Annotated in this window: 16 protein-coding genes; 5 read left to right on the forward strand and 11 right to left on the reverse strand. The window is 61.7% G+C overall.

The features are described 5' to 3' along the window. Window positions 1-82 precede the first annotated feature (82 nt). The 6 genes from BFW87_RS18205 to BFW87_RS18235 form a co-directional block, all read right to left on the reverse strand. Entirely contained in the window at window positions 83-2,524 is a 2,442-nt protein-coding gene (locus BFW87_RS18205; protein ID WP_078741127.1) for a penicillin acylase family protein, read from the reverse strand. A 245-nt stretch (window positions 2,525-2,769) separates the two neighbouring features. Beyond that, window positions 2,770-3,414, reverse strand: a complete 645-nt coding sequence (locus BFW87_RS18215; protein ID WP_078741129.1) for a glutathione binding-like protein — start codon at window positions 3,412-3,414, stop codon at window positions 2,770-2,772. Between the two features lie 105 nt (window positions 3,415-3,519). After that, the gene (locus BFW87_RS18220; protein WP_078741130.1) at window positions 3,520-4,305 is read right to left on the reverse strand and encodes an ABC transporter ATP-binding protein; all 786 of its coding nucleotides are present in this window, start codon (window positions 4,303-4,305) and stop codon (window positions 3,520-3,522) included. Next, window positions 4,302-5,360, reverse strand: coding sequence for a FecCD family ABC transporter permease (locus BFW87_RS18225; protein ID WP_078741131.1), 1,059 nt, complete (start codon window positions 5,358-5,360; stop codon window positions 4,302-4,304). The genes BFW87_RS18220 and BFW87_RS18225 overlap by 4 nt, the downstream gene beginning before the upstream one ends. Before the next feature lie 166 nt (window positions 5,361-5,526). Beyond that, the gene (locus BFW87_RS18230; RefSeq protein WP_078741132.1) at window positions 5,527-6,642 is read right to left on the reverse strand and encodes an ABC transporter substrate-binding protein; all 1,116 of its coding nucleotides are present in this window, start codon (window positions 6,640-6,642) and stop codon (window positions 5,527-5,529) included. 25 nt (window positions 6,643-6,667) lie between these two features. Continuing rightward, window positions 6,668-9,049: a TonB-dependent receptor gene (locus tag BFW87_RS18235; protein ID WP_078741133.1), complete on the reverse strand. Its 2,382-nt coding sequence runs from the start codon at window positions 9,047-9,049 to the stop codon at window positions 6,668-6,670. A gap of 197 nt (window positions 9,050-9,246) precedes the next feature. On the opposite strand from BFW87_RS18235, the gene BFW87_RS18240 reads away from it, so the two are divergent. Together BFW87_RS18240 and BFW87_RS18245 are read left to right on the forward strand one after the other, a co-directional pair. Then, entirely contained in the window at window positions 9,247-9,957 is a 711-nt protein-coding gene (locus tag BFW87_RS18240) for a response regulator (RefSeq protein ID WP_078741134.1), read from the forward strand. Then, window positions 9,954-11,339: an ATP-binding protein gene (locus BFW87_RS18245; RefSeq protein ID WP_078741135.1), complete on the forward strand. Its 1,386-nt coding sequence runs from the start codon at window positions 9,954-9,956 to the stop codon at window positions 11,337-11,339. The genes BFW87_RS18240 and BFW87_RS18245 overlap by 4 nt, the downstream gene beginning before the upstream one ends. Window positions 11,340-11,460: 121 nt before the next feature. Here BFW87_RS18245 and BFW87_RS18250 read toward each other — a convergent pair whose 3' ends face one another. The 4 genes from BFW87_RS18250 to BFW87_RS18265 are packed head-to-tail and all read right to left on the reverse strand — an operon-like array spanning window position 11,461 to window position 13,140. Beyond that, a complete protein-coding gene (locus BFW87_RS18250) occupies window positions 11,461-11,667 on the reverse strand; it encodes an SEC-C metal-binding domain-containing protein (RefSeq protein WP_034137262.1) in 207 nt (68 codons plus the stop codon). Next, window positions 11,664-12,146 carry an LEA type 2 family protein gene (locus BFW87_RS18255; protein WP_078741136.1) on the reverse strand — a complete coding sequence of 161 codons (483 nt, stop codon included), beginning with the start codon at window positions 12,144-12,146 and terminating at the stop codon, window positions 11,664-11,666. The genes BFW87_RS18250 and BFW87_RS18255 overlap by 4 nt, the downstream gene beginning before the upstream one ends. 21 nt (window positions 12,147-12,167) lie before the next feature. Next, complete coding sequence (locus BFW87_RS18260; protein WP_078741137.1) at window positions 12,168-12,638, reverse strand: YchJ family protein; 471 nt, start codon at window positions 12,636-12,638, stop codon at window positions 12,168-12,170. 4 nt (window positions 12,639-12,642) lie between these two features. Continuing rightward, window positions 12,643-13,140 (reverse strand): DUF6231 family protein, encoded by a 498-nt coding sequence (locus BFW87_RS18265; protein ID WP_078741138.1) that lies wholly within the window; start codon window positions 13,138-13,140, stop codon window positions 12,643-12,645. Window positions 13,141-13,330: 190 nt separating this feature from the next. On the opposite strand from BFW87_RS18265, the gene BFW87_RS18270 reads away from it, so the two are divergent. The 3 genes from BFW87_RS18270 (at window position 13,331) to BFW87_RS18280 (ending at window position 15,234) form a co-directional block, all read left to right on the forward strand. Continuing rightward, a complete protein-coding gene (locus BFW87_RS18270) occupies window positions 13,331-14,029 on the forward strand; it encodes an OmpA family protein (protein WP_078741139.1) in 699 nt (232 codons plus the stop codon). A gap of 160 nt (window positions 14,030-14,189) precedes the next feature. Beyond that, complete coding sequence (locus tag BFW87_RS18275) at window positions 14,190-14,483, forward strand: DUF1145 domain-containing protein (protein ID WP_078741140.1); 294 nt, start codon at window positions 14,190-14,192, stop codon at window positions 14,481-14,483. Further along, window positions 14,476-15,234, forward strand: coding sequence for a collagen-like triple helix repeat-containing protein (locus BFW87_RS18280; protein WP_078741141.1), 759 nt, complete (start codon window positions 14,476-14,478; stop codon window positions 15,232-15,234). The genes BFW87_RS18275 and BFW87_RS18280 overlap by 8 nt, the downstream gene beginning before the upstream one ends. Before the next feature lie 103 nt (window positions 15,235-15,337). Here the strand turns inward: BFW87_RS18280 and BFW87_RS18285 are convergent, their stop codons facing one another. Next, window positions 15,338-15,802 carry a CopD family protein gene (locus BFW87_RS18285; RefSeq protein WP_078741142.1) on the reverse strand — a complete coding sequence of 155 codons (465 nt, stop codon included), beginning with the start codon at window positions 15,800-15,802 and terminating at the stop codon, window positions 15,338-15,340. Between the last annotated feature and the right edge of the window lie 38 nt (window positions 15,803-15,840).

Here is a 15,840-nt window from a genome sequence, read left to right on the forward strand (position 1 = left end):
ACTTGATCAGTGACTGACACGGCCTCATCGCAGGCAAGCCAGCTCCCACATTTTTATCCGGTTTCTTCAGGGAGAAACCGGGTTACTTGCCGGGGGTGAGGGTCAACCTCGTTTTCCCATACGCCTTGTCGAAGTTCTGCGGCTGCATCGGGAAGCTCAGGTATTGCGCCTTGAGCGAGGGGTCGATGCCATTCGCGTAATTCGGGCTGGCCGGGTTGCCGGACTGGCCGATGCCACCCTGGCCCATCATCGGTTCGGTCTGGCCGAAATCGACGATCATGCGCAGCGCCGGCACTTGGGTTGTGTCGAAGCTTTGCCCCCAGCTGTACGGCGCCGGGTTCAGGGTGTTGTGGTCGCCACCGCTGGCAAACGGGCCGCGAATCACTTGGCCATTGCTGTTTTTCCAGGTGGTGGTGTGCAGCTTGCCCCACTGCCAGGCTTTGTGATCGCCGCCCAACTGGCTGTCGCCGGCGGTGATTGCGGCGGCGAGGCTGCGGGCGAGAATGGCCGGTTTGTCTTCTTTTTGCGGCGTGCGCGAGTCATCCCAGAACGGGCTGTCTTCGCGGCCCAGCAAGTGGTCGGCGGTGGCGGAGTAGGACAGGCCGCCATTGCTGACAAAGGCTTTCCAACTGGCACTGTTTTCCGGGCCGAGCTTGTCGAGGAAGATCTGTTTGGCGCTTTCCTGCAGGAACAGTTCGTAGATCGCTGCGTCGGCAGAGGTCGGTGCGAGGCGACCATCAAACGCCATCAGGCGATTCAGCGTCTCGCGTGCCTTGCCCGCATCGGCCGCCGGCAACGCATCAATCGCCTGTTTCAGCGGCTGGGCCATGCCCGGTGCCTGGAACATGGTTTTGAGCTTGGCGGCGAACGTGGTGGTCTGGTCGTACTGCATGGCGATCATGCTGCGGCTGTCGTGCTTGCCCGCATTAGCCAGTTGCGCGAGGCGCTCGCTGCGCTCCGGCGCGTCCCACGAGTTGGACAGCTGCATGCCATAACCGCGCGGTGCGGTGCGCTGGTTGGCAGTGCCGATCCAGCCCTGGGCCGGGTCCTGGTCGTAGGGGTGCAGCATCGCGTCGGCGTAACCGTCCCAGTCAAAGCGCGCATCCCCGCCCGGCGAGGGCAGCAGGCCTTCACCTTCACGGCGGTTGGGGAAGCGGCCGGTGACTTGCCAGCCAATGTTGGTGGCGTCGGCAAAGATCATGTTCAACGCGATGGCGCGGATTTCACGGGTGGCGTCCGAGGCCTTGCCAGCGTTTTGCGCGCGCGACAGGTCGAAGAACGCATCCAGGCTCTTGTCGTCCTTGAAGTCGGCCGTTTGCAAGGCCAGGCCGAACCCGGTGGTCAGGGCCTGGCTGCTGTTGAGCAGGGCGCCGTGGCGGGTTTCGTACACCACTTCGCGAAGCGGCCGCTGGCCCTTGGCGAAGAAGGTTTCGTTACGCACACCGGCCGGTAGCCATTTTCCATTGTTCTCGTAGTACAGCGCGCTGCCCTGGCGTTTGACCTTTTCCAGGAACAGGTCCTGGGTGTCGCCCTTGACCGAACTCATGCTCCACGCCACTTTGCCGTTGAAGCCGGACAACAGCGTCGGCAAACCGGCAATCGAGGCGCCGACGGCCTGGTATTTCGGGGCGCGAATCTGCACGTAGTTCCACGGCGACGGCGCTTGTGGCGCGGCTGCAAGGTCGCTGGCCAACAGGCTTTTGCCGCTGCGGGCGCGTTGCGGGCCGATCGCCCAGTTGCTCGAGGTGGTGACGGCCAGCGCGTTGAGGCTGTTCAGTTGCTGGCCGACGGCTTCCAGCCCGGCGAGCCCGGTGATCTGGTCCAGGTTCACGCCCTTGAGTTTTTCGGTTTCTTCCAGCGGAATCGGCTCATCTGGCGCGCTTGGAGTCAGCCAGGCGAGTTTGTCGACGCCAACTTTCTGCGCCAGCACCAGCGACGACAGTTCTTCCTGCAAGTTGCTCGACTCGCTGAAATTCAGCAGGCAGAACAGCAGCGCCGAATCTTCCGGCTTCCAGTACTCGGGCTTGTAGCCGGTCTGGGTCAGGTCCGGCGGCAGCTTGTCGCGGTAGCGGAACAGGTAGGCGTTGACGCCCCGCGCATAGACTTCGAAGAAGCGCTTGAGGTGTGGGCTGGAGGCGTTATACAGCTCGCCGGCGCTTTTTTTCAGGTTGACCGCGCGCATGAAACGGTCGACGTCGAGCACTTCAGGGCCGGACATTTCCGCCAGACGGCCCTGAGCCAGCAGGCGCAGGGTGACCATCTGCGTAATGCGGTCGCTGGCGTGCACATAACCGAGGCTGAACAGCGCGTCGTGGAAGGTGTTGCTCTCGATCAGCGGCATGCCTTGGGCATTGCGGCGCACCGACACATTCTGTGCAAGGCCTTTGATCGGCTGCACGCCGGCAACCGGCGGCAGGGTGTCCTGGGTGCTCTGGAGCTGGCAACCGGCCAGGCTTAACGCACTGGCCACTGCCGCGGCAACGCCGAACCGGGGAAGAAAATGTGAGAGGGCTGGCGAGGCCATGGCAAAGCTCCTGCGGGGGGTAGCGTCATTAAAGGCGCTACGTTAGTGAGCGCGGCGAAACGACGCAAGCAGGAGTTTGGGTAATTTTGAGCCGGGCGGCGATCAATGTGGGAGCTGGCTTGTGTGGGAGCTGGCTTGCCTGCGATGCAGGCACCTCGGTATGTCAGTTGTACTGAGGTGATGCTATCGCAGGCAAGCCAGCTCCCACAAAAGGCAGATCCCACACAAGCCTGTTCACACGTGGATCAGGCTTTCGGCGGGTTTACTTTCTGCACCAACTCATAGGCCCGAACAGTCGCCGGCCGTTCCTTGATGCTGTTGAACCAGCGCTGCACGTGTGGGAAATCTTCCAGGCGCTGGCTCTGGCGCTCGTGGGAAGCAATCCACGGGTAGATGGCCATGTCGGCAATGCTGTAATCCTCGCCCGCGACGAACGGTCGATCTGCCAGGCGGCGGTCCAGTACGCCATACAAGCGCGCGGTTTCATCCACATAGCGCTTGATCGCGTAGGGGATTTTCTCGGGTGCGAACTGGCTGAAATGGTGATTCTGCCCCGCCATCGGCCCCAGCCCGCCCATTTGCCAGAACAGCCATTGCAGGGTTTCCTGGCGACCGCGCAGGTCTTTGGGGATGAACTGGCCGATTTTTTTCGCGAGGTACAGCAAGATGGCGCCGGATTCGAACAGTGAAATCGGCGCGCCGCCGTCGCTCGGGTTGTGATCGACGATGGCCGGAATACGGTTGTTGGGAGCGATCTTCAGGAAGTCCGGTTTGAACTGGTCGCCCTGGCCGATGTTGATCGGGTGCACCTCGTAGGGCAGGCCGGCTTCTTCCAGGAACAGCGAAACTTTGTGACCGTTGGGGGTAGTCCAGTAATACAGGTCGATCATGAAGCTCTCCAAAAGTGGTGATGCTTGAGCGAATGCCTGTAGGTATAGGTAATGTTCCACTGACGAAAATTCAATGAAACATTTGCGCATACCCTTAGAAGCAACTTACACAGGACCGTCCACCAGCACTTGCAACGACTGCTGCGAGCAGCGCTCGATGCGCGCCCGCACGCGGTACACCTCGGCGAACATCAGGGGTTCGAGCACCGCATCCGCTTCTCCGCTGGCATACAGCCGGCCTTCGCGCAGCACGGCGATACGGTCGGCAAAACGCGCGGCGAGGTTGATGTCGTGCAGCACTACCACGGCGATCAGGTTGTGTTCACGCACCAGAGTGCGCACGCAGTCCATGACTTTCAGCTGGTAGTTGAGGTCGAGGGCGCTGGTGGGTTCGTCGAGCAGCATCACCTGTGGGCGGCGCGCGATCAGTTGAGCGAGGCTGACCAACTGGCGCTGGCCGCCGGACAAGGTGCTTAACAGTTGATCGGCCAAATGCGCGATGCCGATGCGCTGCAACGCCTCGAACGCCTCGCGCAGGCAGGCGTCGCCGGACAGCGGGATGCCATCAACCTCTGCCACGCGCAACGCGGCGATCACACTTTCCATCACGCTGAGGCTCAACCCCGGCGGCAAGTTTTGCGGCATGTAAGTGACGCGTCGCGCACGCTCGCCGACGGACATGGCCGACAGGTCGAGGTCACCCAGTCGCACAACGCCTGTCATCTTTTCCAGCCCGGCCACGGCGCGCAGCAAGGTGGATTTGCCTGCGCCGTTAGGGCCGATCAAGGCGGTCAGGCTGCCGTGGGGCAGGGTGGGCAGGCTCAGGTCATGCAGAATCTGGCGCCGTCCGTAACTGACGTTCGCGGTGTGTACCGATAATCCCGCACTCATAACTGCCTCCCGCGCTTGAACACCAGCACCACGAAAATCGGCACGCCCACCAACGCGGTGACGATGCCCACCGGCACGATCACGCCGGGCATGATCAGCTTGCTGGCAATCGACGACAACGACAGCAGCAAGGCGCCGGTCAAGGCGCTGGCCGGCAGCAGGAAACGTTGGTCTTCGCCCACCAGAATCCGCGCAATATGCGGACCGACCAGGCCGATAAAACCGATGGTGCCTACAAACGCCACGGCGGTGGCCGACAACAGGCTGATGCGCAACAACGAGAAAAACCGCAGGCGCTTCACGTCCACGCCGAAGCTTTGCGCACGGTCTTCCCCCATGCGCAGCAAAGTCAGACGCGAGGCGGCGGCGAAGGAAAAGGGCATCACCACCGCGACCACGAAGGCGAGAATACCGAGTTTGTCCCAATTGGCGCGGGTCACGCTGCCCAAGGTCCAGAACACCAGCTGTTGCAGCACGTCTTCGGTGGCGACCAACTGCAACAAGGCCACTACGGCGTTGCAACTGAACACCAGCGCAATGCCGAACAGCACCAGGCTTTCTACCCCGGCGCCGCGCAGGCGGGACATGGCTTGCAGCAAAAAAACCGACGCGGCGGCGAAGACAAAGGCCGAGATGGAGATGGCCGTATTCGCCGACACCCAGAGCGTAGTCACCGGAAACACAATGACCAGCGATGCACCCAACGCCGCCGCCGACGACACGCCGAGGGTAAACGGGCTGGCCAGCGGGTTATTCAAAATCGCCTGCATCTCGGCCCCGGCCAGCGACAGCGCGCAACCGACCAGCACGGCCATCAGGGCGTAGGGCAGGCGCACGTTCCAGATGATCACCTGGTCGGTGGCGCTCAGGTGGGAGGGGTGCAGAATGCCGTCGAGCAATGCCAGCAGGCCCATGCCGGAAGGGCCGCTGGCGAGGTCTACCAGAATGGCGCAGACCAGCGCAGTGCCGAGCAACGCCAGCAGCCAGGCACGCCGCGCGAGCAAACGGCGGTAGCCTTGCGTGGCGCTGGCGAGGTCGAGGGTTTGAGTGGTCATGGGATTCGCATTCTTGAGAACAATGAAATCCCTGAGGGAACACGGTCAATGTGGGAGCTGGCTTGCCTGCGATAGCGGTGTGTCAGTCACTGAATGGGTGACTGAAATTCCGTCATCGCAGGCAAGCCAGCTCCCACACTGACTGCATTCCTGCAGGGAGATAGGGTTACTTGGTTTTACTGTCAATCCAGTAAGCACCCTGCAACGGCATCCCCAGGAACTGACTATTGATCTGCTCCATGGTCGCCTGCGGATCCAGCTTGGCGAACAACTCCGGGTGCACCCACTTGGCCAGCACTTCAATCGCCAGCAGGTTGTACGGGGAGTTATAGAAGTCATGCCACAGGCCGTGGGCATTGCCTTCGCGGATCGCACGAAGGTTGGCGAATTCCGGGCGCGCCAACACGCGGTCGAACGCCTCCCGTGCTTCATCCGTGCTGACACCCGCTCCGAGGATCAGCCCCGGTTTGTGGTTGCCGGTGGCCACGTACACATCCGGATCAGCTTTCAGTGCGTACTCGACACTGATATCGCCCAGCGCCCCCGGCACCACGTCGGCGGCGATATTGCGCCCGCCGACCAGCTTGATCACTTCGCCCATGCCGCTTTTGCCAGTGGTGTGCCCCGGCGCCTGCCAGGCACCGGCCAGCAGTTCCAGGAACACGCTCGGTCGCGGGCTGGCTGGCAGCGTGGCGACGGCGTCGGTGATGGCCTTGATGTGCTGGTCATAGAAACTCAGGAACGCTTTGGCCTGGGTTTCACGGCCCAATGCCTCACCCAGCGCCTGCATGCTGGTGTGGGTGCCTTGCACCGGGTTGATGCGGAAGTCGACGAACAGCACCGGGATGCCGGCTTTGGCCAGCACATCGGCCACCGGGCTGTGTTCGGTCGGGCCATGGCCGGAAATACTGAACACCGCGAGGTCAGGTTTGAGCGAAAGAATTTCCTCGGCGCTGACGCTTTGTTCCGACGCTTGCCCGATCAACGGGATGTCTTTCACCGTGGGAAATTTCGCCACGTAGGCGTTGTAGGTGTGCTGGTCCAGCAGCTTCAAATCGTTCTGCCAGCCGACGATGCGCTGGAATGGCGCGTCTTTGTCGAGCAGGGCAAACGCCGAAATCAACCGGCCTTCGCCGAGCACCACGCGTTTGACGTCGTCTTTCACCTCGACCTTGCGGCCCAGTACGTCGGTGACTTCATGGGCGGCGGCGGTTTCGGCGTGGCCGAGGACCAGCGCGGCGAACAGCACGCCGAACTTGAGCAAGTGACGGGGTTTGAGCATGGAAAGGACTCCGGTTGAGGGGAAATCAGAATTCATAATCGACACTGGCCGTGAGGGTGCGCCCGGCGCCTGGAATGCCGTAGAGCTGGAAGCCGTCGAGGGAAGCGCCGATCTGGCTGTAATAAAACGTGTTGAACACGTTGTTCAGGTTGAGGTTGACCGTGGTGGCCTTGTTCACCTTGTATTGCGCGGCCACGTTGCTCAGCCAGTAACCCGGGGCTTTTTCGTTGTCGCGCACGTAGATGGCGTTGACCCCGGACGGGCCGTTGGCGTAGCTGCTGTTGTTGTTCAACCCACCGACATACTTGTTGTCGCTGTAGCGGCGACGGCCGACGTATTGCTCGCCGTAGCTCAGGCTCAGCGCATCGGTGACGGCGTAGGTGGTCCACAGGTTGGCGGTCAGGTCGGGCACGTTCTTGGCTTCGCTGCCTTTGTTGATGCCTTTGGTCTGGGTGCTCTTGAGCGCCGAGAAGCCGGCGTAGGCGGTCCAGCGCGGCGTGATATTGCCTTGCAGGCCAAGCTCGACGCCGTCTACACGCTTGGCGGGCAAGGCACGCACCGGCGCGGATTCGCCGTCCTGGTATTCCCAGGCGTTGTCCAGTTCAGTGCGAAAAATCGCCGCCGTGACGTTGAGCAGGTCGCGGGCAATGTCCCACTTGGTGCCTATTTCATAGGTTTTCGACTTGGCCGGGCTGTAGTTGCTGGTGGTGGCGGCGCCGTAAATCTGGTTGTTGGTTGACGCACCGAGCGCCGACGGTTGCGCCGCCTCGCTGTAGGACACGTAGATGCTGCCATTGGGCAACGGCTTGTACACCGCGCCGACGCGGCCGCTGACGGCGCCGTCGGTGCTGCTGATATCGGCCTGGCCACGCTGGGTGGTCTGGGCGCGCCAGTTGTCGTAGCGCAGCGAGCCGAGCACCTGCCATTGCTCGTTGAGGGTGACGGTGTCGCCGGCATAAATACCGGCATTGTCGATCACCGAGCGCGGGTCGCCTTCGCCCTTGGTTACATAGGTGCTGGCGAAGCTGTGGCTCGGGTCGTTCATGTCGAAGAACAGGTCGCCGGCGGGCACTTCGGCGTTGCGTTTCAGGCCGCCGTAGGTCTCGTGATAGAACTCAAGGCCCGAGACGACCGCATGTTGCAGGCTGCCGGTGTTGAATTTGAAACTGAAGTCGGTCTGGTTATCGAGGATGGTGTAGCGCTTGGACAAACCGAAATCGCTGCCGCGCAGGATGCCGTAGCCGGTGTTGCTGTTATTCACGTAGTCGGTGTAGGCATTTACCGTGCTGCCGGGCACTTGGCTGATTGGGCCTACACCCGTGTAGCCCAAGGTCGCACAGCGGGCGCCGCTGCAGGTCTTCTTGCCGTTGGCGTCTGCAGTGAAGAAACGCGCCGGGGACAGCACGGCGAAGTTGTCGCTGCGTTCCCAACGGGTCTGGTTGCGCAGGTTGGCTTCATTCCAGTCGAAATCATGTTCGAAACGCGCGGTCAGCGAGGTGGTTTCGTTCTGTTGGGTGTAGAGGCTGGAGTCGCCGTACCAGTTCGAACGCTTCACGCCGGGCATGCGGTCACCATCGGTGCCACGCTGGATCGGCACGCCACCGTCGGGGGTGTTGGTGTCTTTCTGGTAGAAAGTGTCGACGAAAAACCGCGTGTCGGTGCCCAGGCCGAAGCCGAACGAGGTGGCGATGCCCCAGCGGTCGTAGTCCACGTCGTCGCGCTCGGCCACCTGGTTGTAGTGCTTCATCAGGTTGATGCGTACGGCGGTGGTGTCGTTGATCTGTTTATTCAGGTCGGCCGTGAGGCGACGATAGCTGTCGGTGCCGATGCCGGCGGCGACTTTGTTGGCGTCGCCCAGGTGCGCTTCTTTACTCACCAGATTGACGCTGCCGCCCACGGCAGACACACCGGATTCGATGGAGCCGGTGCCCTTGAACACTTCGGCCTGTTGCAGGTTGAAGGTGTCGGTGCGGGTCGACATGCCGGCATCGCGCACGCCGTCGACGGTCAGGCTTTGCTCCGAAGAAAAACCGCGAATCGAAAACAGATCACCCCAGCCCAAATTGCCCTCGCCGGACATGAAAGTGATGCCCGGCACGTTGCGCAACACTTCCTGCAGGGTCTGCGCGTTCTGTTCCTTGAGCACTTGCTGCGGCACGATGGTCACGCTTTGCGGCGCGTCGAGCAGCGGCTGGCTGATTTTCGCGGAGGTCACGCGGTCGACTTTGAAGGTGGAAGTGGCTTCACCGTCGACCTTGATTTCGGGCAGGCTTACCACCGAATCATTCGAGGTGGCCGCAGGCGCATCGGCCCAGGCATTTGGCGCAACGCTGCCGGCGGCCAGCAGGCCGAACATCGGAGCGAGGGTGGTTTGCAGTGTGTGGCGGTGGGGCGTGGGCGATGACATGGGCAGTGATCCGAGTCTAAATTACAATTACTCTCATTTAGGTTCGGTAGTCTAAAGAGCGATTTCCCCCGTCATACCCCGGGTTTGTATCGCGGATGCGTGATTATCGTTTCCTACAACATTCCATTACATTTGCACCCACTGCTGGCTGAACTTTCGGCTAGATCCTGCGTTTTGAGTTTTCGGATTGATTGCCCATGGCCAAACAAGACCACTTGCTGATCGTCGATGACGACCCGCAAATCCGCCAACTGCTCTGCGACTACCTCAGTGACGCCGGTTTTCAGGTGTCCACCGCGGCTGACGGCAAGGAAATGCGCCGCCGCCTGGCGTTGAATGTCATCGATCTGATCGTGCTCGACCTGATGTTGCCCGGTGAGGACGGCCTGAGCCTGTGCCGCGAACTGCGCGTGAGTTCGAATACGCCGGTGGTGATGCTCACGGCCAAGGGCTCGTTGATCGACCGCATCGTCGGCCTGGAAATCGGCGCCGACGACTACCTGCCCAAACCCTTCGACCCGCGTGAGCTGCTGGTGCGGATCAAGGTGGTGTTGCGCCGGGTGCAGAGCTTCCCCGACCGCGCGCGGCTGGATGACGCGCCGAGCATTGGTTTTGCCGGCTGGCAACTCGACACCCGTGCGCGGCAATTACTGACGCCCGAAGGCGTGGTGGTCAGCCTGGGCAATTCGGATTACCGCGTGCTGCGCCTGTTGTTGCAGCACCCCAACCGCCCGTTGAGCCGCGACTTTTTGCTCAACCACGTGTTCGACAAAGACAGCACGCCGTTCGACCGTTCCATCGACGTGTGCGTCAGCCGCCTGCGCTCGCAGCTGCCGGCCGGGCTGATCAAGACCGTGCGCAACGAGGGCTATATGCTCACCGCCGATGACGTGGTGCCCGGCTCGTGAGACTGCTGCCCAAGTCGCTGTTCGGGCGGCTGGTGCTGATTCTGGTCAGCGGCATGCTCGCGGCCCAGGCGCTGACCAGCAGCATCTGGTACGACCGGCGCCATGGTCAGGTGCTGGAAATCCCCGCGCGGCTCATCGCCACCCGGCTGGCCGACGTGGTGCGCCTGATGCACAGCGACCCGCAGCAGGCTGACCAGTTGATCAAACTGCTCAATACGCCGCATTTCCAGTTGACCTTGAGCGACCAGGCCAGCAGCACGCCCAGCACCCTCACCGACAGCGACCGGCCCACCGAGCGCTTGATCAAGAAGGTGCTGTCGGAGAAAACCGGTTACGCACAGACCCTGATTTTATTGCGCCTGTCGCTGGTGGACGGCGAGGGGCAAACCGCCGGGCTCTCGACTTTGCTCGGTTCCAAGCCGGTGGTGGGGCAGTTTCTGATCGACCTGCGTTTGCCTGACGGGCGCTGGTTGCAGGTGGATGCCAGCGAGGAACAGGGCTGGACCAGCACGTCGCCGCTGGACCTGTTGTTTGATTACGTGATGCGCATCTATTTGCTGCGGGTACTGGTGCTGGTGGTGATCGCTTTGGTGGCGGTGCGCCTGGCGATCCGTCCATTGAATGCTTTGGCCAAAGCCGCCGAAGCGCTGGGCCGGGACATCCAGCGCCCGCCCTTGTCGGTAGACGGCCCCACCGAAGTACGCCGCGCCGCCCAGGCGTTTAACGCGATGCAGCAACGGTTGATTGCCAACATCGCCGAGCGCACGCGGTTTCTCGCGGCGATTTCCCACGACCTGCGCTCACCGATCACACGCTTGCGCCTGCGTACCGAGATGCTCGAAGACAACCGCACCAAGGAGCGTTTTCGCAGCGACCTGGAAGAAATGGAGCACATGGTTTCCAGCACCCTGGATTTTGTCAGCAGCGGCGAAATCAACGAGACGCGGCAAAACATCGACATCAATGCCTTGCTGCAAAGCTTGCAGGCGGACCTGGAGGATGTGGGTGAGCGCGTCACTATCGTCGGCCGCGCCCGGCAGCCGTTGCCGGGGTATGCGCGCAGCCTTAAGCGTTGTGTGCAGAACCTGCTGGAAAACGCGGTGCGGTATGGGTGTGAGGTGGTGGTGCGGGTTGAGGATCAGGCTGACAGCTTGACGATTGTGATCAGCGACCGTGGGCCGGGCATTCCCCAGGAGCAGCTGGAGCAGGTGATAGAGCCGTTTTACCGGGTGGAGGGCTCACGCAATGTGGAAACCGGCGGGTATGGGTTGGGATTGAGCATTGCGCACACTATTGCGCGGGCGCACGAAGGGCGGTTGAGCTTGAAGAATCGCGAGGGTGGGGGGCTTGAGGTGGAGCTGGTGTTTCAACGCAAGATTTAATTTGAAATGCGATCAACTGTGGGAGCTGGCTTGCCTGCGATGCAGACACCTCGGTCCATCAGGCACTCCGAGTTGATGCTATCGCAGGCAAGCCAGCTCCCACACTGACTGCATCAGGGCATCAAGCCCCGTGGCACTTCTTGAATTTCTTCTCGCTGCCGCACGGGCAAGGATCGTTGCGGCCAACGTCCTTCAACGCGTTGCGCACCGGCTCCTGGTGAGCGTGGCCGCAGTTCGGGCCGTGGACATGCCCGTGGTCGTGATCATGGTGATCGTGGTCGTGATCGTGGTTGCAGTCAGGACCATGGACATGGGGTTGCTGAGTCATCGATGTCGCTCCGGAATAAAATCGCCGGGGATTATCTCGCCATTGTGCGCCACCTGCACGTCATTACCGATGAATAATCCGGTTTTCAGCTCGCCTTCCAGGCGATACGGCACAGGCTTGTCGGGATTTTTCAGCATCTGCACCACATCACGAATCTGCGGCCACAGGTTGGTGCGCACGGACACACGGAAAAAAGCGTGGCTGCGTGGCGGCACAGTCAGCCATTCGTTGGACTCGCCTTCGGTCAATACAAAACCGCTCAGGGTGACCTTGTAGATCAGGCCGCGAACGGTCAGGTCTTCGTCGTCACGGTTGTCCACGCGAAACCACAGTTTGAACTTCTGCTCGAGCAACTTGGCGCGGACCACTTCCACTTTCACCAGGGAAATGTGCGGCGCGGGGGCGTCGTCTTCAAACCAGGAGGCGCAGCCGGTCAGGCCAAGGGTCAACGCCAGCATCAAGCAGTACATCCGAAGCATGGCGGTATCCCTTTCTTGTCATTAGAGGTAGCTGGAACAGCACTTCTTGAACTTCTGCCCGCTGCCGCACAAACATACATCATTGCGCCCGGCCTTCACCTCAACCGTCGGGTCGATGAAGTACCAGCGCCCTTCGTTCTGTACGAAAGAAGACTGTTCGCGGTGGCTGTGTTCGCCGGTGCTGTCGTGCCAGCGCGCGGTAAAGGTCACGAAAGCGTGTTCCGGCTGGCCGCCAAATACCTCGGAGCTTTCCACATCAAGCCCCAGCCAGGTGCTCTGGGCGCTCCAGGCGCCGATGGCGGCGCGGTCCAGGCCGGCCTGTTGCGCAGGCAGCGTGGTTGCCACCAGATAATCCACCAGGCCCAGCACATAGGCGCTGTAGCGCGAGCGCATCAACGCACTCGCGCAGGGCGCCGGGTGGCCGGCGTGGTAATGGCCGCAGCAGGCGTCCAGCAGGTTGCCGCTGCCGCAGGGGCAAATGGATGTACTCATCGGGTTACCACCAATACTTTCCGAAATTTTCCGGGTTGGCCCAGAAGCGGGCGTTGAGCCAGTCGGGCACCTGTTTATAGTCAAGCAGATCATAGGTAAACAGCGTCAGCACCTGCTCGTCGCGCTGAAAACGCTCGCCGGCTTGCAAGGCCAGGGAGAAAAAGTCGGTGTCCTTCCAGCCACAGACGTGCAGGTCGGCCAGCACTGCAATGCGGCTGGCATTCAGGTTGCGGATGCCGCCGAGCAACGTCAGGCCTTGTGGTTTTGACAGGTGCTCCAGGCAATCGACCACCAGCGCCAGGTCAAAACGCTGTGCCGCCAATGCTTCAGGCAGCGGCCCGGGCGCGGCGATGGCGACAACGGTGTCAGGGTGTTCGGCTTGAAACGCTTCCAGCGCCGGAAACTGGCTGGCGCCCAATAGCAGCAGGCGTTTTGGCTGGTGCAAATCGAGCAAGGCAGCCAAGGCTTGCTGGGGTGTACGAGAAGAAATACCGGCGGTCATCACAGATCCTCACATCGGGACCGTAGAGACTAGCGCGGCTGAGCGTGCGGGCCTAGAGCGGGCGGCGGCGAAAAGTCCGGCAGGTGCGACGATCCTCAATGAATACGGGGGCGCGGCGAAGTGGCGCAGATGAAAAGAGCCGTCTTTACTCCACTCGTCGGCCCCCGCCGATCCCCTCAGGAGAAATCAGATGAGCATCATGCGGACAGCTCTACCCTTGGTTCTGCTAACCGGAGTATTGACAGGTTGCGCAGGCTTGCAAAAAACCGATTGGCCCACTTGCGCCGCGGTTGGCGGTGTCACCGGTGCGGCGATTGGCGCGACTGAAAGCTCGGCTTACGCAGGCTATGGCGCATTGCTGATCGGCGGCATGGCCGGTGCCTATTGCTGGGTGCATGGCGACGGTGATGAGGACGGTGATGGCGTGCCGGACAGCCGCGACAAGTGCCCGGGGACGCCAAAAGGCGTGCAGGTGGATGCCAACGGTTGCCCACCGGCTCCGCCAGCGGTTGCGGTGGTTGAGGAAGTGGTGGTGGTCAAGGAAGAAACCATCGTGATTCGCGATGTGCACTTCCAGTTTGACTCGGCCAAGTTGACGGCGGCGGACAAAACCAAACTCGACCTCATCGCCACCCGTCTGAAAAAAGAAGCCCCGAGCGCGCAGTTGCGGGTCAGCGGGCACACCGACAGCGTCGGCAAAGACGCCTACAACCAGAAACTCTCGGAAAAACGTGCCCGTTCGGTCACTGACTACCTGGTCAGTTCCGGGGTGCCTCGCAGCAACTTTGTGTCGGTGACCGGCGCGGGCGAAAGCCACCCGGTAGCCGATAACAAAACCGCTGAAGGGCGTGCCTTGAACCGCCGCGTGGAAATCCAGATCAACCGCTGACGGTACGTGCCCCCGTGGGAGACACGGGGGCATTGCTGGCGATCCTCGCCGAAACCGCAGGCAAACCTGCCCTTTATCAATTTTTTGCATCCTTCACTGGCAAATCGCCTGCAGAAGTCGGTACTGTGCGCCCAAAGAATAATAGGCAGGGGCATGCGGCATGAAGGTGTTTTGGGGGCTGGGGAAGTTTCTGACGTTATTGTTCTGGGTTGTGGTGGTGGTCAATCTGTTCCAGCCACTGGTTAACCCGTTTCACCTGTTGGTCAGCCTGGCCGGCAGTCTGTTGTTTCTCACCCATCTTCTGGAGTTGCTGTTGTTCAACAGCAGCGTGAAGCACCGTGCCCATCCCTGGCGTGACCGCTTGCAGATCCTGCTGGTGGGGATGTTCCATGTGCGGGGCCTGTCGGCGCCTGCAGCGGTTAATGAAATGAACAAGGAGGCCAATCATGCGTAAGGTTTTTCTGTTGGCCCTGTTGGTCAGCCCCATTGCTCTGGCGCAGAACGTCAGCGTTGAAAGCAACTCGCTGATGCGCCTGCCCAGCAGCACAAGCGTGTTGCAACTGGAGCGCCTGGATGTGGCGGATTACGGCACGTTGTTGATTCCGGCGACCATCAGTCAGGTCACCGTGGAGCAACTGCACTTGGGTCGTGAAGCGCGTATCGCCATCGCCCCCGGCAATACCGGGCTGCAATTGCAGGTGCGTCAGGCGCAACTGGAACACGGCAGCCAGATCACCTCGCGTGGCGCCCCGGGCACTCATGAACGGCCGGCCAAGGCTGGGCGTGACCTGACCTTGCGCATCAACGACCTGACGGCTGAAGAGCTGTCGGTGGACGCCCGTGGTGGCGCCGGAGCACAAGGCTACTCGGGCCTGGACGGCGCCAACGGTGTTGACCCGGGTTGCACCTGGGGTTCGGCGGGGCGCGGGGCGAATGGCGATAACGGCGGCGATGGCCTGCCGGGTGCGGCGGGCGCGCAAGTGCGTGTCGAGCTGCCGCAGAGCTTCCCGGCCGAACAGATCAAGGTCTGGGTCGATGGCGGCGCCGGTGGGTTGGCCGGTACGGCGGGCAAACCGGGTAAAGGCGGGCAGTCCAAGGGCTGCGTGGTGTACCGCGCGGATGGCGGCGAGAAAGGCCGCGCTGGCCTGGAAGGGCAGCCTGGGCCAGCGGGGCCTGCGGGTGCTGTGACTATTCAGCGCCTTTGAGGTGTTTGACCTGACGCTATCGCGGGCAAGCCCGCTCCCACATTTGGAATGCATTCCAATGTGGGAGCCGGGCTTGCCCGCGATGAGGCCCTGACAGACGCCTTCAGAACATCGGCCGAGCCGAAGCAATCGCCACCACCACCAAGCCGATAATCAAATTAATCCCCACCAACTTGCGAATCTGCCCCAGCACCGCCGCACCCGCCGGCCAGTCCTCAGCGGCCACCGCCGTGCGCAACTCCGGGAACTTCAAGGCCTGGATGCGGATAAACAGCGCCGTCATCACCAGATACAAACCCATCATCACCTGCACGTAACGCGGCGCGGTCTCAAACCCGCTGAAACGCAACTGCAGCAGGCCGACACCGCTGATCGGCAAAACCACCACGGCCACCCACACCCACACGAAAAAACGTTGAAACACATTCGCCCAGAGTTTGAGCCGGGCAGGGCCCTCAAGTGCCGCCACAGCGGCGGGGCGCAGGATCATCCAGGCGAAAAACATGCCGCCGACCCAGATCAGGGCGGCCAATACATGCAGGGTGTAAACGAGGCTAAACACGGTCATTGCGGTACTCCGTTCTGCGCGGGATTCATTAGCGGGGT

The organism is Pseudomonas fluorescens (genome assembly GCF_002022275.1).
Classification (GTDB): Bacteria; Pseudomonadota; Gammaproteobacteria; order Pseudomonadales; family Pseudomonadaceae; genus Aquipseudomonas; species Aquipseudomonas fluorescens_AJ.

Coding starts and splice junctions, on each gene's coding strand:
- BFW87_RS18205 (WP_078741127.1), bottom strand. CDS start 2,524: ATGGCCTCGCCAGCCCTCTCACATTTTCTTCCCCGGTTCGGCGTTGCC.
- BFW87_RS18215 (WP_078741129.1), bottom strand. CDS start 3,414: ATGATCGACCTGTATTACTGGACTACCCCCAACGGTCACAAAGTTTCG.
- BFW87_RS18220 (WP_078741130.1), bottom strand. CDS start 4,305: ATGAGTGCGGGATTATCGGTACACACCGCGAACGTCAGTTACGGACGG.
- BFW87_RS18225 (WP_078741131.1), bottom strand. CDS start 5,360: ATGACCACTCAAACCCTCGACCTCGCCAGCGCCACGCAAGGCTACCGC.
- BFW87_RS18230 (WP_078741132.1), bottom strand. CDS start 6,642: ATGCTCAAACCCCGTCACTTGCTCAAGTTCGGCGTGCTGTTCGCCGCG.
- BFW87_RS18235 (WP_078741133.1), bottom strand. CDS start 9,049: ATGTCATCGCCCACGCCCCACCGCCACACACTGCAAACCACCCTCGCT.
- BFW87_RS18240 (WP_078741134.1), top strand. CDS start 9,247: ATGGCCAAACAAGACCACTTGCTGATCGTCGATGACGACCCGCAAATC.
- BFW87_RS18250 (WP_034137262.1), bottom strand. CDS start 11,667: ATGACTCAGCAACCCCATGTCCATGGTCCTGACTGCAACCACGATCAC.
- BFW87_RS18255 (WP_078741136.1), bottom strand. CDS start 12,146: ATGCTTCGGATGTACTGCTTGATGCTGGCGTTGACCCTTGGCCTGACC.
- BFW87_RS18260 (WP_078741137.1), bottom strand. CDS start 12,638: ATGAGTACATCCATTTGCCCCTGCGGCAGCGGCAACCTGCTGGACGCC.
- BFW87_RS18265 (WP_078741138.1), bottom strand. CDS start 13,140: ATGACCGCCGGTATTTCTTCTCGTACACCCCAGCAAGCCTTGGCTGCC.
- BFW87_RS18270 (WP_078741139.1), top strand. CDS start 13,331: ATGAGCATCATGCGGACAGCTCTACCCTTGGTTCTGCTAACCGGAGTA.
- BFW87_RS18275 (WP_078741140.1), top strand. CDS start 14,190: ATGAAGGTGTTTTGGGGGCTGGGGAAGTTTCTGACGTTATTGTTCTGG.
- BFW87_RS18280 (WP_078741141.1), top strand. CDS start 14,476: ATGCGTAAGGTTTTTCTGTTGGCCCTGTTGGTCAGCCCCATTGCTCTG.
- BFW87_RS18285 (WP_078741142.1), bottom strand. CDS start 15,802: ATGACCGTGTTTAGCCTCGTTTACACCCTGCATGTATTGGCCGCCCTG.